The 18,621-nt window shown below is 50.8% G+C and carries 17 protein-coding genes and 1 pseudogene; 8 read left to right on the top strand and 10 right to left on the bottom strand.

Features of this window, described 5'->3' with window-relative positions; genetic code table 11:
• Nucleotides 1-65: 65 nt before the first annotated feature.
• The gene (locus LCF41_RS10090; protein WP_225087928.1) at nt 66-572 is read right to left on the bottom strand and encodes a GAF domain-containing protein; all 507 of its coding nucleotides are present in this window, start codon (nt 570-572) and stop codon (nt 66-68) included.
• Nucleotides 573-879: 307 nt separating this feature from the next.
• Here LCF41_RS10090 and yebS point away from each other — a divergent pair, with 307 nt between their 5' ends.
• From yebS to LCF41_RS10070, 4 genes are all read left to right on the top strand, one after another.
• Nucleotides 880-2,160 carry a membrane integrity lipid transport subunit YebS gene (gene yebS, locus LCF41_RS10085; protein WP_225087927.1) on the top strand — a complete coding sequence of 427 codons (1,281 nt, stop codon included), beginning with the start codon at nt 880-882 and terminating at the stop codon, nt 2,158-2,160.
• 2 nt (nt 2,161-2,162) lie between these two features.
• A complete protein-coding gene (locus LCF41_RS10080; RefSeq protein ID WP_225087926.1) occupies nt 2,163-4,805 on the top strand; it encodes a PqiB family protein in 2,643 nt (880 codons plus the stop codon).
• Nucleotides 4,806-4,949: 144 nt separating this feature from the next.
• Nucleotides 4,950-6,404: a 16S rRNA (cytosine(1407)-C(5))-methyltransferase RsmF gene (rsmF, locus tag LCF41_RS10075; protein ID WP_225087925.1), complete on the top strand. Its 1,455-nt coding sequence runs from the start codon at nt 4,950-4,952 to the stop codon at nt 6,402-6,404.
• 116 nt (nt 6,405-6,520) lie between these two features.
• Nucleotides 6,521-6,712, top strand: coding sequence for a YdfD/YebW family protein (locus tag LCF41_RS10070; RefSeq protein WP_225087923.1), 192 nt, complete (start codon nt 6,521-6,523; stop codon nt 6,710-6,712).
• A gap of 19 nt (nt 6,713-6,731) precedes the next feature.
• Here LCF41_RS10070 and LCF41_RS10065 read toward each other — a convergent pair.
• Together LCF41_RS10065 and LCF41_RS10060 are read right to left on the bottom strand one after the other, a co-directional pair.
• Nucleotides 6,732-6,824: pseudogene (locus LCF41_RS10065) on the bottom strand (extensin family protein); the annotation flags it as partial.
• Nucleotides 6,825-6,847: 23 nt separating this feature from the next.
• Complete coding sequence (locus LCF41_RS10060) at nt 6,848-7,915, bottom strand: malate/lactate/ureidoglycolate dehydrogenase (protein ID WP_225087922.1); 1,068 nt, start codon at nt 7,913-7,915, stop codon at nt 6,848-6,850.
• A 203-nt stretch (nt 7,916-8,118) separates the two neighbouring features.
• On the opposite strand from LCF41_RS10060, the gene LCF41_RS10055 reads away from it, so the two are divergent.
• Entirely contained in the window at nt 8,119-8,346 is a 228-nt protein-coding gene (locus tag LCF41_RS10055) for a YdgH/BhsA/McbA-like domain containing protein (protein WP_225087921.1), read from the top strand.
• 264 nt (nt 8,347-8,610) lie between these two features.
• The gene (locus tag LCF41_RS10050) at nt 8,611-9,093 is read left to right on the top strand and encodes a cupin domain-containing protein (RefSeq protein WP_225087920.1); all 483 of its coding nucleotides are present in this window, start codon (nt 8,611-8,613) and stop codon (nt 9,091-9,093) included.
• A gap of 47 nt (nt 9,094-9,140) precedes the next feature.
• Here the strand turns inward: LCF41_RS10050 and LCF41_RS10045 are convergent, their stop codons facing one another.
• From LCF41_RS10045 to ftnA, 4 genes are all read right to left on the bottom strand, one after another.
• Nucleotides 9,141-9,287 (bottom strand): hypothetical protein, encoded by a 147-nt coding sequence (locus LCF41_RS10045; protein ID WP_225087919.1) that lies wholly within the window; start codon nt 9,285-9,287, stop codon nt 9,141-9,143.
• Between the two features lie 389 nt (nt 9,288-9,676).
• Complete coding sequence (cspG, locus tag LCF41_RS10040) at nt 9,677-9,889, bottom strand: cold shock protein CspG (protein ID WP_010275831.1); 213 nt, start codon at nt 9,887-9,889, stop codon at nt 9,677-9,679.
• 559 nt (nt 9,890-10,448) lie between these two features.
• Nucleotides 10,449-10,805 (bottom strand): YebY family protein, encoded by a 357-nt coding sequence (locus LCF41_RS10035; RefSeq protein ID WP_225087917.1) that lies wholly within the window; start codon nt 10,803-10,805, stop codon nt 10,449-10,451.
• Between the two features lie 282 nt (nt 10,806-11,087).
• Nucleotides 11,088-11,594, bottom strand: a complete 507-nt coding sequence (ftnA, locus tag LCF41_RS10030; RefSeq protein WP_225087916.1) for a non-heme ferritin — start codon at nt 11,592-11,594, stop codon at nt 11,088-11,090.
• A 371-nt stretch (nt 11,595-11,965) separates the two neighbouring features.
• On the opposite strand from ftnA, the gene LCF41_RS10025 reads away from it, so the two are divergent.
• The gene (locus tag LCF41_RS10025) at nt 11,966-12,196 is read left to right on the top strand and encodes a DNA polymerase III subunit theta (RefSeq protein ID WP_225087915.1); all 231 of its coding nucleotides are present in this window, start codon (nt 11,966-11,968) and stop codon (nt 12,194-12,196) included.
• A gap of 370 nt (nt 12,197-12,566) precedes the next feature.
• On the opposite strand, the gene LCF41_RS10020 is transcribed toward LCF41_RS10025, so the two are convergent.
• Nucleotides 12,567-14,618, bottom strand: coding sequence for a S9 family peptidase (locus tag LCF41_RS10020; RefSeq protein WP_225087914.1), 2,052 nt, complete (start codon nt 14,616-14,618; stop codon nt 12,567-12,569).
• Between the two features lie 200 nt (nt 14,619-14,818).
• On the opposite strand from LCF41_RS10020, the gene purT reads away from it, so the two are divergent.
• On the top strand, nt 14,819-15,997 hold the full coding sequence (gene purT, locus LCF41_RS10015; protein WP_225087913.1) for a formate-dependent phosphoribosylglycinamide formyltransferase: 1,179 nt from the start codon (nt 14,819-14,821) through the stop codon (nt 15,995-15,997).
• An 84-nt stretch (nt 15,998-16,081) separates the two neighbouring features.
• Here the strand turns inward: purT and LCF41_RS10010 are convergent, their stop codons facing one another.
• Nucleotides 16,082-16,723, bottom strand: a complete 642-nt coding sequence (locus LCF41_RS10010; RefSeq protein ID WP_225087912.1) for a bifunctional 4-hydroxy-2-oxoglutarate aldolase/2-dehydro-3-deoxy-phosphogluconate aldolase — start codon at nt 16,721-16,723, stop codon at nt 16,082-16,084.
• Nucleotides 16,724-16,890: 167 nt separating this feature from the next.
• Nucleotides 16,891-18,366 (bottom strand): glucose-6-phosphate dehydrogenase, encoded by a 1,476-nt coding sequence (gene zwf, locus LCF41_RS10005; protein WP_015840076.1) that lies wholly within the window; start codon nt 18,364-18,366, stop codon nt 16,891-16,893.
• Between the last annotated feature and the right edge of the window lie 255 nt (nt 18,367-18,621).

The raw sequence follows: 18,621 nt of genomic DNA, 5'->3' as shown, positions 1-18,621 counted from the left end.
GGGTTTGCCAACCGGCGCAGGCATGAACAGGCGTCATTATAATGACGCCATCGGCAATTGCCACGTTAACCTTGTCTCAACATGAGAGAATTGATGAATGTCATCACATCGCTCGCTTCCAGTTGAGCACAAAGTACGCTAACTACGGCCTTCAGTCCTTCTTCATCATCCGCGTCAAAACGCCGATAAAGGGTGCTGTCAATATCCAGAACGCCAATCACTTGCCCGTTCACGACAAGCGGTAGCACGATTTCCGCGTTACTCGCGGCATCACAGGCGATATGACCGGGGAACGCATGGACATCATCCACACGCTGAATGCGATTTTCAGCTATCGCCGCACCGCATACACCTTTGCCAACAGGAATACGCACACAGGCAACCTTGCCCTGAAACGGCCCCAGGAAAAGCGTGTCGTTATCCAACAGGTAAAACCCTGCCCAGTTAACCCCATCCAAACGCTCAAACAGCAGCGCACTACTGTTTGATAAGATCGTAATAAAACGGTTTTCATCCGCGATAAGCGATGACATGTCGCGAACGAGATCCTGATAAAATTCTTGTTTATTCATAACGTATTATTCATAACGTATAGCGTTGTCTTTTCAAAACCGTGCGAACAATTCCCGCACAGACTGCATTAGCATCGGTTACAGAATGCCATAAGATTAGCGCCTTCGCGCGAAGAATCCTTCGCTTTACTGTACTGCTGTCACGCATATCGTGCTATTTCCACCAGAAAAATAATATCGGGCAGAGATCAGAGCCTTATTATGAATTTATCATTCGTTGAGCCTTCAGTTACACTAAATAGCTGTGAATACGTTATCTATCGTGAATATAACGGAACTCAACACCTTCTACCGGATCGCAGGGAAAATGAAAATACATAATATTGCCAGTCCTGCGCCGTTTCCCTCTCCCCGACCGCCGTTAACCGAGGGGGCGAAAAGTGCCATTCCCGCGATCGATCGTTATCATCGCTGCCCGGAATGTGATGCCTTTTTTGCTCTGCCGCCGTTGAAGCGGAACCAGACAGCGAACTGCCCGCGCTGCGATGCCAGAGTCAGTTCAGGCAGAGACTGGCCCATTTCCCGGCTTGCTGCGATGGCCGTTGCCATGCTGGTATTGATGCCGTTTGCTTTCACGGAACCGTTAATCAGCATTCGTCTTCTGGGCGTCACCATCAATGCCAGCCTGTTTGAAGGCATTTGGCAAATCACCCGTCAGGGGCATCCACTCACGGCAAGTATGGTCGCCTTCTGTACCGTAGGCGCACCGCTCACTCTGGTCTTTTCGCTGTTATATCTGTTCTTTGCTCCCCGCATCGGCATGAATTTGCGCCCCATCCTGCTCATGTTGCAACGGTTAAAAGAGTGGATGATGCTGGATATCTATCTGGTCGGCATGGCCGTCGCCGCGATCAAAGTTCGTGAATTCGCGGATGTTCAGGCGGGTATCGGGCTGGTCGCGTTTCTGGCGCTGATGAGCTTAAGCCTGCTGACGCTGATTCATTTAAATACCGACCAACTGTGGCAGCGGTTTTACCCGCGCATGAGGCCGTTGATTGCACCGGATCGCTATCGTATCTGTCTTTCCTGCCATTTCACCAGTTCGCCCGACAATCGGGGGCGCTGCCCTCGTTGTCATATTCCGCTCCGCTTACGCCAGCGGCACAGTCTGCAAAAATCCTGGGCAGCACTGATTGCTTCCATCATTTTACTGTTCCCCGCTAACCTGTTACCGATATCAATTATTTATGTCAATGGTGCCCGCACAGAAGACACGATCTTCTCCGGTATTCTTTCGCTCGCATCAGGCAATGTTCCTGTTGCGCTGGTGGTATTTATTGCCAGTATTCTGGTGCCGTTTACCAAAGTGCTGGTGTTGTTCGGGCTGCTGGTGAGTATCCATCTCCGGTCAGAAGGCAATATCATGATGCGCATGAAGATGCTGCGTATTATCCGCTGGATTGGCCGCTGGTCTATGCTCGATTTATTTGTGATTGCCTTGACGATGTCGCTCGTCAATCGCGATCAACTCCTCGCTTTCACCATGGGGCCTGCTGCCTTTTACTTTGGCGCGGCGGTGATTCTCACTATCCTTGCCGTTGAATGGCTGGATAGCCGACTGATGTGGGATAACACTGATGTGGAATAACAATGCAAGATAATACGTCCGGGACACCAACCGAAGCGACGGTGAAAAACAAGCGTCGCCTGTCGCCATTCTGGCTGCTGCCGCTGATTGCGCTGATGATTGCCGGCTGGCTGATCTACACCAACCAGCAGGAACGCGGTACCACGGTCACCATCGATTTTGTCTCCGCTGACGGTATTGTCGCCGGGCGTACGCCTGTGCGCTATCAGGGCGTTGAAGTCGGCACTGTGCAAAATATCAAACTGAGTGAAGATCTGCGCACCATACAGGTCGAAGCCAGTATCAAAAGCGACATGAAGGAAGCGTTGCGCAGCGGCACGCAGTTCTGGCTGGTTACCCCGAAAGCCTCTCTCGCAGGCGTTTCTGGGCTGGATGCACTGGTGGGCGGTAACTACATCGGGATGATGCCCGGTTCCGGCGAGGCGCAAGAGCACTTTTCTGCATTGGATACACAGCCCAAATACCGCGTGAATACCGGGGAACTGCTGATTCATCTCCATGCGGACGATCTGGGTTCACTAAATACCGGCTCACTGGTTTACTACCGTAAAATTCCAGTAGGGAAAGTCTACGATTACACGGTTTCTCAGGATCGCCGCGGTGTGATGATTGACGTGCTGGTGGAACGCCGTTTTACCCATCTGGTGAAGAAGAACAGCCGCTTCTGGAACGTGTCTGGCTTTAATGCGGACATCAGCGTCAGCGGTGCGAAAATTGAGATGGAAAATCTGGCGGCGTTGGTGAACGGCGCGATCGCGTTCGATTCACCGGAAGAGAGCGAGGACGCAAGTGCCGAGCAATCTTATCGCCTCTATCCCGATCTGGCACAGAGCCAGCGCGGAGTGAAAATCGCGCTGGACTTACCTTCCGGTGACAGCCTCTCCGAAGGCCGTACCCCACTGATGTATCAGGGGCTGGAAGTCGGTACGCTAAATAAAATCACGTTAAATCCAGACGACGGCAAGGTCAGCGGAGAGCTAATCATCGATCCTTCCGTCGTGTCGCTGATGCGTGAAGGCACACGTATCGAACTCAGCAAACCCCAGCTTTCGCTCAGCGACCTGAATGTGTCACGCCTGCTGAGCGGCCCAACGTTGACGCTCATCCCCGGCGAAGGCGAACCGCGCCAGCATTTTACCGTGCTGGATAGTGGACAACAGCAGCTTAGTCAGCCCGGCGCGCTGTCTATCCAGCTCACGGCGGCACAGAGCTATGGCATTGATAGCGGTCAACCCGTGCTGCTGCACGGTGTGCAGATCGGTCAGGTGGTGAAGCGCACGCTGGATGAACAAGGCGTCAGCTTCATTTTGGTGATCGAGCCACGATATCGTCAGTTATTGCACCGCGACAGCAAATTCATCGTTAACAGCCGCGTAAATGTGAAGATGGGGCTGGATGGAATTCAAGTGCTGGGTGCCAGCGCGCAAGAGTGGGTCAGCGGCGGTATTCAGGTTTTACCAGGCAGCAAAGGCGACGTGCAAACCCGTTACCCGCTGTTCAGCGATCTCGAAAAAGCCGAAGAAGGTATTCGTGGTTCCACCCCCTCACCGACCCTCACCTTAGTGACTGATAGCCTGCCGGATATTCAGGACGGTTCCATCGTGCTGTACCGTAAATTTCAGGTAGGTGAAATCATGCGGGTGCGGCCAAAGGCAGATACCTTTGAGGTTGACGTTTATATTCGTCCCGAACACCGTAAGCTGCTGACGGAAAACAGCGTGTTCTGGGCAGAAGGCGGCGCCCGTGTGCAGTTGAATACCTCAGGCTTGACCGTGCAGGCTTCCCCGTTGAATCGGGCACTTAAGGGCGCGATCAGTTTTGATAATCTGGAAGGCGCACCGGAAATTAAAGGCGGCAAGCGCGTCCTGTACAACAACGAAACGGCGGCGCGCGCCGTGGGAAGCCGTATCATTCTGCGCACCTACGACGCCAGTAAACTCGCGCCGGGCATGCCGATTCGCTACCTGGGCATTGATATCGGTCAATTGGATTCGTTGAAGCTGTCCGAGCAGCGTAACGAAGTGCTGGTACAGGCCGTGCTCTATCCTGAATATGTGCGTAATTTCGCCCGTGCCGGAACGCGTTTTTCCGTCGTCACACCGGAAATTTCCGCCGCTGGCGTGAACCATCTGGAAACACTATTCCAGCCTTATATCAACGTCGAACCGGGTAACGGCAGCGTCACACGTAATTTTGAGTTGCAACAGGCCACGATCTCCGATTCTCGCTATCAGGACGGCTTGAATATCAGCGTTGACGCACCGGAAGCTGGCGCGTTACAGGTCGGTACGCCAGTGCTGTTCCGCGGCATAGAAGTGGGTACGGTAACTGGCCTGTCGCTGGGTACGCTTTCCGATCGTATCGCGGTGTCGCTGCGGATCAGCAAGCGCTATCAGCATCTGGTGCGTGACAATTCCGTCTTCTGGCTCGCTTCTGGCTACAATCTGGAGTTTGGCCTGACGGGCGGCGTCATCAAGAGCGGAACCTTCCAGCAGTTCATCCGCGGCGGTATCGCGTTTGCCACACCGCCCAGCACGCCGCTCGCGCCTAAAGCGCAGGAAGGGAAACATTTCCTGCTGCGAAACGAGGAACCCAAAGAGTGGCGGCAATGGGGTACGGCGATTCCGAATCCTCCCAATAATTAACGCTCATACCCGACAGGGCGGCAACGATCGCCCTGTCGTTTTCACGCGCCATCTTGTCGTTTTCGCATGATGCATGAAAGAACCGTGCTACACTTCGCCGCTTCTTCCCCTCGTTTTACTGAATAAACTGTACGGAACCACGCCGTGGCAAAATTTACCCCAGCCAGCCTGCCAGCTGAATTTCTCGAAACGATGCGGGACATCATGCCTTCATCGCTTTCGATGGACGATTTTATTTCCGCCTGCCAGCGCCCACTGCGCCGGAGCATCCGCGTCAATACGTTAAAAATCAGCGTCGATGCCTTCTTGCAGCTCGTACAACCCTATGGCTGGCAGCTCGAACCGATTCCCTGGTGTCAGGAAGGCTTCTGGCTGCTGAATGCGGAAGAGGAAAACACGCGGCTAGGCAATACGCTGGAGCACCTAAGCGGGCTGTTTTACATTCAGGAAGCCAGCTCCATGCTGCCCGTCAGCGCTCTGTTCCATTGCAACGATACGCTGGAAACGGTGTTGGACGTCGCGGCCGCACCGGGTTCTAAAACCACGCAGATCGCAGCACGGATGAATAATGAAGGGGCCATCATCGCCAACGAGTATTCGGCCAGTCGGGTAAAAGTGCTGCATGCCAACATCAGCCGCTGCGGCGTCAGCAATACCGCGCTGACACACTTCGACGGGCGGGTTTTCGGCGCAGCGCTGCCGGAATATTTTGATGCAATACTGCTCGATGCCCCGTGTTCCGGTGAAGGCGTGGTGAGGAAGGATCCGACGGCGATGAGCAACTGGTCTCAGGAGAGCATTACCGAGATAGCCGCCACGCAGCGCGACCTGATTCTGAGCGCATTCCATGCCCTGAAGCCCGGCGGCGTGATGATTTACTCCACCTGTACGCTGAATCGGCAGGAAAATCAGCAAGTTTGCCATTGGTTACAGACACAGTTTCCCGAGGCGTGTGAATTTGAATCGTTACGCGACCTCTTCACCGATGCCGAACGTGCCACAACGGAAGACGGTTTCCTGCACGTCTTCCCACAAATTTATGACAGCGAAGGCTTCTTTGTTGCCCGTTTGCGCAAGACGGCCAGCGTGCCGCCGCTGCCGCGCCCGGGTTATAAAGTCGGTAAATTCCCGTTCTCTCCGGTTGCCCCCAAAGATTGCACACCACTCATACAGGCGGCACGTAAGCAGGGCATTTACTGGGATGAGACGTTACTGCAACTGTGGCAGCGTGATAGCGAGATCTGGCTTTTCCCTGCGGCGCTAACCTCTGCTTTTGGCAATATCAAATTCTCGCGGATTGGCCTTAAACTCGCCGAGCGCTTCCCTAAAGGTTTCCGCTGGCAACATGAAGCGATTGTCGCGCTGGCCGATCCACACGCAGACAATGCCTACGCGCTGACCGATAACATCGCCTGCGAGTGGTTCCAGGGCAAAGACTGTTATCCAGAACAGATCCCTGCTGCGGATGAGCTGATTTTAACCTACCAGAACACCCCCGTCGGTCTGGCCAAACGCATCAATAGCCGGATAAAAAACAGCCTGCCACGCGATTTAGTGCGGGATGGCGCCTCTTCTGCTCAACCTTTGGCTAAAGAATAAATACGGTTTCTGCATCAGGTGGCGATAAAACCACCTGATGAACCATGCGTTCCCTCTTTCCCCGCGGATTTTAATCTATCCTCTCTAGAGAGGATCAGTAATGTCTGGAGAACAGCATGTTTGCGTTAGTGATATTTGTTTGTTATCTCGGGCATGGCTGTGACGATGTGGTCGTCGGTGCCTACAATACCGAAGCGCAGTGTCTGCAAGCGATGGATGAACAACGCCTGCGCCGCGCGGGCTGTTTCCCCATCGAAGAGTATATCGATGGCTTCTGGATCCCCGCTCAAGAGCATGCTGATTTTTAGTTTTCCCATCTGCGTTTTCTCATCGACACACGCCAAAACCGCGCATACCAAAGTGAAAGTGATTAGCGTGTGCGGCGTTGTATTCCGGCCCCAGCGAGTTATTGAAAAATAGCGATTCTTTTCTCCTGAGTAATATTATGCTATTAGCGTAAACTCAGCCGGATTCATCCCCAGAGAGACACCCGCCTCCACAATTTTCTGCCACTCCTGATCGGACAGATAAATACCGTCTGCGTGGCGCTGCGCCTGAGAAATACGTTCTGGTTCACCAGCCATTAAAATGGGCTGTGCCGGATCGGGTGCCGTTGAAGAACGAACATAATCCAGCATCGCATCATATTCTTTTTGCAACCATGCCATCGACACCATGCTGGCTGGGTCGATAACAATCGTCGTCATGTTATTGACGATCGCCCCCTGACGTTCGTTCTCCGGTTGAATGGTTCCACCACCGGAGAGTAATCCCGCCAGCATTTCAGCCGCTAAAATCAATCCGCCACCTTTATGTTTCGCAATCGGTTTTAAGGCCCCGTGCTTCTCGCCTTCCCACATGACTTTAGGATCGTTAGTAGACACGCCGTTGCAATCCAGCATGACCTCTTCATCAAAGGTTTTACCTGCCAGATACGCAACACGGGTTTTCCCCAACGCCACCACGCTGGTGGCGAAATCCAGAATAAAGGCCGCATTATGCGCCGTGGGCGGAAACGCAATGCAGATAGGGTTCGTCCCAAAACGCGCCTCACTGCCACACCAGGGCGCCACAATCGGGTCAAGATCGTTGACGTTGACAAAATGTATCGACACGAGCCCGGCGTCCGCCGCCATTTCCCCATAGGTACCGATGCGTCCCAAATGGCAGGTAGACGACAGCGTCATTAAACACACGCCCGTCGTTTTCACTCGGTCAATGGCCGCCTGCATCGCTTCTTTACCTGTACGCTGACCAAACCCACGATCGCCAGTAAATTGCAGCACCGCTCCGCTGTCGCGCAGTAAACGCGCCGGGGTATTCGGGTGCATGATGCCTTTCCCGATAAACTCCACATAGTGTGGCAACATCCCCACTCCGTGGCTGTCATGCCCTTTCAGATTCGCGCTCACAAGGTGTTCGGTGACAATACGGGCTTCGTTTTCTTCACATCCTGCTTTTTGCAATACGCTTTGCATCGTCGCCATCAGACGATTGGCTGAAATCTGCATATCTCTTCCCTTTATCTACTGATGAGTATTCACAGGTTTCATCCTACTGCGGAACGGGAATGAATGGCACAGCCAATAAAGAACAATATTTTTGAAATAGAATAGCAAATCTATCTGGTATTCATTGCCAGAACATGGCGCTATCATTTCTCACATCAAGGCAAATCGCCTAATTAACATCATAAAACGTGAAGGAATGAATCATGAAAACCATCAAAAATTTTATCGCAGTTATCGCACTTTCTACTTTGTCTTTCGGCGCTTTTGCAGCACAAGAAATCGCGACGGTTTCCGTTAGCGGTGCAAAAACGTTAGACGGTTTCGAAGCACAGGTTGCGCAAAAAGCCAAAAAAGCGGGTGCATCGTCATATCGCATCGTTTCTGCTACCGGTAACAATCAATTACGCGGCACCGCGATTCTGTATAAATAAACCGTGCCAGACGTCAGGGAGCCTCAGGGCTCCTCTGTCGCATCGCTTTCCCCATCTTGCGCCCACTTGCCGATTCCCCCTCCCATTTTGAATAAAATACAAACAAATCAAGCGCGATACCAATCAGTGCGATTGCTTTAACCATCTGGTGAAGGATCTCCCCCAGCAGTACCATCCCCGACGTTGTAAGACGTACACAGAGACGGCTGACATAGATAGGGTTTTGCCTGCTCATCGGACATAGATAATATGGATTTTATTTAAATGAAAAAGACATCGCGTTTTCTTCTGGCGCTTGCCGGATTATGGTTTTCCGCTACGGCTTATTCGGCTGCGCCTCCTTCGACTCACGCTGAGGAAGCACGGATACCGGCCATCAAACTAATCAATACACCCGACAATCACTCGGCCTTCGTGACAGGCAGCGTGCCCGCGCTGGAAAAAATCACCGCGCAGAAATTTTGGCTCAGTAATGCCACTGAAGCCTGGGAAATGAATGTCCACCCAGCACCGCGCAAGCAATATGTCATCACGCTGAAAGGCACGCTGAAATTTCGGGTCAGCGATGGTTCTACTTTCCTGCTTTCTCCCGGAACGGTTTTGATTGCCGCCGATACGCAGGGGGAAGGACATAGCTGGGAGATGGTTGAAGGCACCGAGTGGGTCAGAATTTATATTCCGATTGTCGACGACAACGATTATTTCACCCCTGACGCATTGGGTGCTGCGACGGCCAAAACGCACTGATTCTCTTTTCCGCATGACATTGGCGACAGAAATCTGTCGCCAACCTATTAATCCTTATTCGCATCAAACGGATCTTCAACATCGTCTTTGCTGTCATCGCGTTTGCGAGGAATCTCTCCCCGATCTTTCGGCGCCTCTTTTGCCGGATGATCCTTTTCATCCTTATGTTTGGTGTCTGCATTTTTCTCAGTCATCGTTTCCTCCTATCACGTCGTGTTTTATTAACGTTGTCTTCTATTAACTTAGTCGATAATCGCTACAAACGGGGCATGAATCTTCCGATTCCGTTGTGACAAAGATATTTTATATAAGAGAGAACAATTATTTTCGCTATTTATAAAATAGCTAACGAAGGGGAATATCTGTAGGTGATACGAAGCAAGATATATTTTCCGATGATTTCTGAAAATAACATCTGCTGAAGATACAGTATGAGGTTTAAACAAAAACCCCCAGCTTCACGCCAGGGGTTCTTTATTACTTCTCTTGACTGCTCCGGCTTAAACCATCATCGCTATCGCAAGAAAAGCATCACTTCAAATTTATAGTGCAGCTTAGTGTAGCTTTATTACGGCGCGGCGTCTTACAGTGCGACAACGTTGCCAGCTGCTGGGCCTTTCTGGCCATTTTCAATGGTGAACTCAACCTTTTGGCCTTCGTCCAGCGTTTTGAAATCATTGCTCTGAATAGCAGAGAAATGTACGAATACATCTTTGCTGCCGTTGTCAGGAGTAATGAAACCAAAACCTTTACCCGCGTCAAACCATTTTACTAAACCAGTCATTTTATTAGACATAGAGATTACCTTAATTTGTATAGCGCCTTCCGGCAAATAGGGCCTGTGCACAGAATTTAATTAGCAACGAGAAGGAGGCTCAAAAGAAGGGATATCTATGGATAACACTTGGAGATGAGAACTGCTTTACTAAACTGCTTTTAGGTCTGCGAATCAAACCGACGAGCTATTAACGCACGTCTAACAATCTTTAGCAAGATATTATTTTCAGGCATGCTATAAAACAGCCCCGTTGCAGCCAATTTTTCTCTTTTTTAAAGAAAAAACAAATCAGAAAATAGACGACTGAACGCCGTTTTTCATTCATTAGGGTTTTAAACCAAAAAAAAGACCGAATACGATTCCTGTATTCGGTCTAGGGAAATGGCTCTTGGGAGAGCCGTGCGCTAAAAGTTGGCATTTATACAAGCTGTGCTAGCCCTGTAGATTTAAGCTTAGCCAACTCCCCCACGTTTTCCAGCCTCAACCCGCGCGTAATTATCACAAATGGAACAGATTTCACACTTTGTTTTAACCATTAAGAAGTAACTGGTTAACATCAATAGATAAATCAATTACTTCATGGTGTCGCCTCTGGCTGACACAGTTGTTCTGCACGCTCGATAAATGGCTGAAGACTTTTCTTCTGGCCGGGATGTTTAGGATCGTCCAACCAGATTGCATCTATCGGCTGTGCACTCACCTGCCCGGACTTCATCTGTGCGATAGCAACATCGTTCAGCGGATACTGCATCAGCGTCCCGGTGTGTAAGGCGTACAGAGCATTACCTGGGCGGCAAATCAGTTGAACTTCTTCACGGGTGAAAGCCCAACGATCGCCGTATTCCAACCGGCTGATATTGGCCAGTTTCGCAGCAGCAAAAGCATTCACAGAAAGTGAGGTAAGCACGATAGATAGCAAGAGTTTCTTCATCATGGTATTCCCGACATGGCGTATTCAGACAATGATGTGTGTAAGTTTTGCAGTCTTATCTAACTCAGAGAAAGACGGCACAAACCTTATAAAACAGAATGTTGTATATCACTACTGAGGCGATCATAGCGACAGAGGCAGATGAAGTCGAGCGCGACGTCAGGAATAACATCGGCGGTTTGATACCGGCAGAAAGGTCGTTCAGAAGGGGAAAATTGCGGGATAAAGAGAACAGTATCCCGCATCATTCAAGTCATCATTGGCCGACAGAAGCGTCGCTTGTCGTTAGGCTGACGGTGCCGCCGCAGACATTTTTTTCAGGTCCTGATCGATGAAGAACAGGCCGCCTTCGCTGGCTTTGACCAGAGCCAGTTTGTCCAGAATGGAACGGAACAGTTTCTCTTCTTCGTGCTGTTCAGCAACGTACCATTGCAGGAAGTTAAATGTGGAGTAGTCTTGCAGCGCCATCGCCTCATGCGCCAGCTCATTAATTTTTGCAGTGATCAGTTGTTCGTGTTCATAGGTCAGCTTGAAGACATCAGCCAATGAATCAAAATCAATCGGCGGTGCAGCAATCGCGCCTAATACAGGCAGGCTTCCGGTGTCGTCCAGATAGTCAAACAGGCGCTGCATGTGCTGCATTTCTTCCTGAGAATGCGTCTTCAGGAAACTGGATGCGCCTTCAAAACCTTTGTCACCGCACCATGCGCTCATCTGCAGATACAAATTTGCGGAATAAAATTCCAGATTAAGTTGCTCATTCAGCTTCTGAATCATTTCTTTTTTTAACATATTAACTCCCTATTTTCCCGGCAGGTGAAATTATTCAGGGCATTATGCCTGAAAAAATAAAATAAAAAACACTTTATTAACATCACAAGTTAATTAATAAAATAAACAACAAAAACAATGCATTACGAATATTGTTATTGATATTTATTATCAACTACCTCTTAGGGGAATATATTATTGCGAATCATTTTTATTATCAAAAATAACAACCGCGTTTTATATCACTTATGAAATTTCCGTATTAAAAATGATTCCTATTTCGTAATAAGAATAATAAACATCCACATGATAAGGCGAACACTTGCCATTTTCCTGCCACTACTTTACCGTGGCGCACATCAGTCTGTGATCAATCGGCAGGAGAAAATGGTATGGGCTATAGTCTGGCGGAGTTGTCCAAAGAGGAGATGGATAAAGTTAACGTGGATTTGGCGGCATCAGGCGTTGCCTTCAAAGAACGTTACAATATGCCGGTCATTCCAGAGGCCGTTGAGAGAGAGCAGCCCGAGCACCTACGTAACTATTTTCGCGAACGCGTAATGTTTTATCGCCAGCGCTCACTTCAGTTCTCGCGTTTACCCTACGAGCCCAAGGCTAAATAGCCTTACCTCCTCGTTCCTGTCTATGCCGTCTGTACCGTGGAAACCATCCCTTTCCACGGTTTACATTCTTACAGAGCAAAAACCATTTTCTACTTGCATATCGGCCCGCACAGGAGGTTAATGGAGTGGCAACCTAACCTTTTATCAAGCGAGGCAAGATATGAGTAAAGGACTGGATAGCAAAAAAAACAGCAAGAAGAAACCGCTAAGAACAGCCGCCGAAAAGCGGGCTGACAAAAAAGCGAAAAAAACGCAGGCTGATATTACCTAGGTATTCATTGATAACCTAAATTTTGGTAACCGAAGTAATGCACCGTGCCAATCGGGTAAACCCGAGATTGGGTTTACCCTCATAGCTACGCTTTATCTCTTATCCACGATCGCCCTCAGGTATTTCAAGCACCATCAGCAGAAAAGCATATTCCAACGCGATATCATCATAGCGTTTAAAACGACCAGATTTTCCGCCATGCCCGGCATCCATGTCGGTGTACAGCAACACCAGACGATCGTCGGTTTTGACCTCCCGCAATTTCGCGACCCACTTCGCAGGTTCCCAATACTGCACCTGAGAATCGTGCAACCCGGTCGTCACCAGCAAATGTGGATAACGCTGTGCGATAACACCGTCATAGGGGCTGTATTGTTTGATGTAGTCATAGTAGGTTTGCTCATTCGGATCGCCCCACTCGTCATACTCGCCGGTCGTCAATGGGATAGACTCATCCAGCATCGTCGTCAGCACATCAACGAATGGAACCTGAGCGACAACGCCTTTAAACAGTTCAGGCGCCATATTCACCACCGCGCCCATCAATAATCCTCCCGCACTGCCTCCCATTGCGAACATGTTTTTCCTGTCGCCATAGCCTTTTGCTATTAATGCCTGCGATACATCGATGAAATCCGTGAAGGAATGCATTTTATTGAGCAACCGGCCATCGTCGTACCACTGTTGCCCCAGCTCACCACCGCCGCGAATGTGCGTTAAGGCGAAAATGAACCCTCGGTCCAACAGGCTCAAGCGACTCACACTGAAATCCGGATCCAAACTATGGCTATAAGCGCCGTAGCCGTAGACCAGTATCGGATTCTTACCTGGGCTGAAATGATCGCGATGGTAAACAAGAGAAACAGGAACCTCGACGCCATCTCGAACTGTGATCCATACGCGTTCGCTCCGGTAATTGTCCGAAGAGAAGTCTTTCACTTCAGCTTGTTTAAGTAACTGCTGTTCGCCCGTATCCAGATTCAATTCATATTGCGTGCTGGGGGTTGTCATTGACGAATAGCCATATCGCATCAAGGCCGTGTCTGGCGTCGGGTTGTAAGACAGCCATGTCACATAACTCGCGTCATTAAAGGCGATCGTTTTTTCTTCCTGCGTATGCCAGTGAATCTGGCGCAGGCTGGTCAAACCGCGCTCCCGCTCTTCGACCACCAGCCAGTCACGGAACAGCTCAAACCCTTCCAACACACGGCTTTCACGTGGTGCAATCAGCGTTTCCAGCGTCTGCTCATCGGGTTTGTCCGAACGGTAGAGACCAAAGTTTTTACCTTCCCGATTAGAACGCAGATAAAACTGGCCCTGATAGTGGTCGATACCATATTCATGATCTCTCCGGCGTGGAATGCAGACCTGCGGCACAGCATCCGGGTGCGTCGCATCGAGCAACAACACTTCCGTCGTCGTCGTGCTGCTGAGATAAATGGTGATGTAGTGCTCTGATGTCGTTTTACTCAGGCTGACATAATAGGTGTCGTCTTTCTCTTCATATACCAGCTCATCCTGTGCCGGATCGCTCCCCAGACGATGACGATAGACCTGATACGGCAATAACGTTTGCTCATGCTTGCGCACGTAATACAGAACCGTCGAATCCGCCGACCATTCCGCCCCCGCCGTGACATTTTCGATCACATCCGGCAGCCACTCACCGCTGTTCAGATCGCGAAAACGAAGCGTGTACTGCCGACGGGATAAAAAATCCTCCGAAAGTGCCAGCAGCGCATTGTTCGGGCTAACTTCAAGCGCTCCGAGGCTATAAAATTCGTGCCCTTCTGCTCGTTGATTTCCGTCCAGCAGCGTTTCCCATCCGTCTGTTGCCTGCTCGGGCTGGCGCAGATAAATGGCGTACTCTTTGCCCGGCTCATAACGACTTTGATAGCGATAACCCTTTCTGACATACGGCACAGACATATCCGTTGACGGGATACGCTTAACCATTTCGTCATACAGTGACCGCTTGCGCGCCTCATGAGGTGCCATTACCGCCTCGCTATAGGCATTTTCCTGTTCCAGATAGGCCAGCACCTGTGGATCGGCACGCTTGTCATCACGCAGCCAGTAATAATTGTCGATACGCGTATCGCCATGCGTGCTCATCACATGGGGGCGTTTTTCAGCTTGCGGTGTCTTCATCGTGTCGGATCTCGTTGTCTTAACATAAAATTTTCACTCTGCAAGAAGAGTGGCACGATTGCCCAGTAATGCCAAGCCACCGCCTTATCTCTTGGTGCGCTTTTGCGCACCGCATTCCAATGCACGCCCTCTTTAATGCGCACGCAAACGTTTTCGTTTATACTGCGGCCATTTTTCACAACCCGATCAGGTATAAGGTTATGTTAACGATTGGAACCGCCCTGCGTGCGGATGCCACACGAGTGATGCTGCTTGGCTCCGGTGAATTAGGCAAAGAAGTGGCGATTGAATGTCAGCGTTTGGGAATCGAAGTGATTGCGGTCGATCGCTATGCCGATGCGCCAGCCATGCAGATTGCGCATCGCAGCCACGTCATCAATATGTTGGATGGCGATGCATTGAAAGCGCTGGTTGAAGCCGAACGTCCTGATTATATCGTGCCGGAAATTGAGGCTATCGCCACCGACATGCTAGTCACGTTGGAAAAGCAGGGTCACCATGTTGTTCCCTGCGCCGAAGCCACACGCCTGACGATGAACCGTGAAGGTATCCGCCGTCTGGCAGCCGAAACGCTCGGCGTTCCTACCTCCACCTACCGTTTTGCCGATAGCGAAGAGAGTTTTCGTCAGGCAGTAGATGCGATTGGCTATCCCTGCATTGTGAAACCGGTCATGAGTTCATCCGGCAAAGGGCAAAGCCTGATTCGCTCTGCGGAACAATTAGCGCAAGCGTGGAACTACGCCCAACAGGGCGGACGCGCAGGCGGTGGGCGCGTCATCGTGGAAGGGTTGGTGAATTTCGATTTTGAGATCACGCTGCTAACCATCCATGCGGTTGACGGTATTCATTTCTGTGCGCCTATCGGGCATCGTCAGGAAGATGGCGACTATCGTGAGTCCTGGCAACCGCAGCAGATGAGTGCACTGGCGCAAGAACGCGCGCAAAAAATGGCAAGCGATGTTGTGAAAGCGCTCGGTGGCTATGGTCTCTTTGGTGTTGAACTGTTCGTTTGTGGCGATGAGGTCATCTTCAGCGAAGTGTCCCCTCGTCCGCACGATACTGGCATGGTGACGATGATTTCTCAGGCTCTCTCCGAGTTTGCCTTGCACGTTCGCGCGTTTCTGGGGTTACCCATTGGCGCAATTCGTCAATATGGCGCATCGGCTTCTGCTGTGATTTTACCGGAACTCGATAGCAATAATGTGCGCTATCAGCGGCTGGAAAGTGCACTACTCCCTCATACGCAAATTCGCCTGTTTGGTAAGCCGGATATTAGCGGTAAACGTCGCATGGGCGTCGCATTAGCCAGCGCAGAAACCACGGACGATGCAGTGGCAATCGCTAAGCGCGTCGCGGCAGGTGTAAAAGTCAGCGGCTGATAGACTGCCACCAACCGGGTAAGGCATGAGATAAAAAAAGGCCACTCACTACGAGTGGCCTTTATCATTCAGTCACGAGCAAACTTAGGCTTTTGCACCTGCAACGGCTTCACGCGCCAGTTCGGTAATACGCGCGTAATCACCGCTTTCCAGCGCATCGTTCGGCACCAGCCATGAACCACCCACGCACAGCACGCTCTTCAGCGCCAGATAATCGCGGTAGTTATTTGGCGTAATGCCACCGGTTGGACAGAAACGGAGCTGAGCAAACGGACCCGCGATCGCCTGGAGGGCTTTCACACCACCGTTAGCTTCCGCAGGGAAGAATTTGAACTCACGCAGGCCGTAATCCATACCCAGCATCAGTTCAGACACCGTGCTGATACCTGGAATCAACGGGATGTTGCCTGCTGTCGCCGCTTTCAGCAACGGTTCAGTCAAACCAGGGCTGATGGCGAACTGGGCACCGGCTTCCACTACGGCCGCCAGTTGTTCAGGGTTTGTTACCGTACCCGCACCTACGATGGCTTCGGGTACTTCTTTCGCAATCGCGCGGATCGCGTCAATGGCGCAGTCGGTACGCAATGTCAGTTCCAGAACGCGAACGCCGCCCGCGACTAACGCTTTTGCCATCGGCACCGCGTGTTCCAGTTTGTTGACTACAATAACAGGAACAACGGGACCCGTTGTCAAAATCTGTTCCGCGCTCGTTTTCCAGTTTTTCATCAAAAGTTATCTCCAGTCATGCCCGAAGGCATCATTAATTATATAGCGCGCCCCTGCCACAGGGATCTGCGTCACCGCAGATGTCCGACCGCACCGTTAGCCATACATTAAAACTGTGAGATGCCGAGCGATCTCGGCATCTCAATTACTGACGCATTATCAAAAAATTATTCAAACTCATTCCAGGAACGGCCATCGCGGGTAATCATCGCCACGGATGCCACAGGCCCCCAGCTTCCCGCCTGATACGGTTTCGGCGCATCGTTGTCCATACCCCATGCATCCATGATGGAATCCACCCATTTCCAGGCTTCTTCCACCTCATCACGACGGACAAACAGTGCCTGAATACCACGCATGGTTTCCAGCAGCAGACGCTCATAGGCATCGGCCAAATGCTGCTGATTAAAGGTTTCCGAGAAGCTCAGATCCAGTTTCACCGTTTGCAGGCGGTGTTTGTGCTCTAATCCTGGGATTTTATTCAGAATCTGGATTTCTACACCTTCATCAGGCTGCAAACGAATGATCAGCTTGTTTTGCGGCAGTTGTTGGTAAGAATCGTGGAACAGATTCAGCGCAGGGTTTTTAAAGTACACGACAACTTCTGAACATTTGGTCGGCAGGCGTTTACCGGTACGCAGGTAGAACGGCACGCCGGACCAGCGCCAGTCGTCAATGTCGACACGAATCGCGACAAAGGTTTCCGTGCTGCTGCTTTTGTTCGCGCCTTCTTCTTCCAGATAGCCCGGCACTTTGTGTCCCTGAACAAAACCAGACGTATATTGGCCGCGCACGGTCGTTTCATGCACGTTGGAACGATCAATACGACGCAGTGAACGCAACACTTTCACTTTTTCATCTCGGATACGGTCGGTCGTCAGGTCAGATGGCGGTGACATCGCGATCATCGTCAAAATCTGTAACAGATGGTTCTGGATCATGTCGCGCATCTGGCCAGCTTTATCAAAATAGCCCCAGCGCCCTTCAATCCCGACTTCTTCCGCTACCGTAATCTGCACATGGTCGATCGTCCGGTTATCCCAGTTTGAGGAGAACAGCGAGTTGGCAAAACGCAGCGCCAGCAGATTCAGTACGGTTTCTTTACCGAGATAGTGGTCGATACGATAAACCTGGCACTCATTGAAGTATTCCGCGACCTGATCGTTAATGACGCGAGAAGACGCCAGATCGGTACCCAGTGGTTTTTCCATCACCACGCGCGCCGGCTCTTTATTCAGCCCAGCGGTTCCCAGCCCTTTGCAGATCGCGCCGAATGTGCTCGGCGGCATCGCAAAGTAGTTAATGGTGGTACGGTTTTTCTGGTCAAGCATCTTGCCCAGTTTGTTGAACGCTTTCGTGTCTTCCACATCAAGATTGCAGAAATCCAGCCGACTGCTTAGCGTCTCCCACAACTTATCGTCGATGGCTTCTTTCATAAAGGTGTCAAGCGCTTCGCGCACGACGCGGGTATACTCCGCTTTATCCCAATCTGCGCGGCCCACCCCGATAATTTTGGTGTCCGCATGGATGTGGCCTGCTTTTTCCAACTGATACAGGGAAGGCAGCAATTTACGGCGCGCCAGATCGCCCTTGGCACCGAAAATAACCAGATCGCACGCTTGGGCTGTTGAAGTTACCGCCATGTTCATCTCCTCGTTGCAGGATGCTGTAATTTTATTACAGCGATAATGTACTCTTTTTGACTACAGCCAGTAAACCCATCATAAAAATGCCAAATAATGGTCGCTATTGGCTGAAAACCACACATAAATCGGTCTGTGCAGCGGCTGAAATCACTTATGCATTCGCCCTAAAGCGAAATTTTTCGTCGTTTCTGACAGTCGATTACTTTTCTGAAAGTTAGACACATGTCATGTTCTGGCAAAAAAAGGACCTAA

The organism is Pectobacterium colocasium, from assembly GCF_020181655.1.
Classification (GTDB): domain Bacteria; phylum Pseudomonadota; class Gammaproteobacteria; order Enterobacterales; family Enterobacteriaceae; genus Pectobacterium; species Pectobacterium colocasium.
This window is presented reverse-complemented; position numbering and strand designations above follow the sequence as displayed.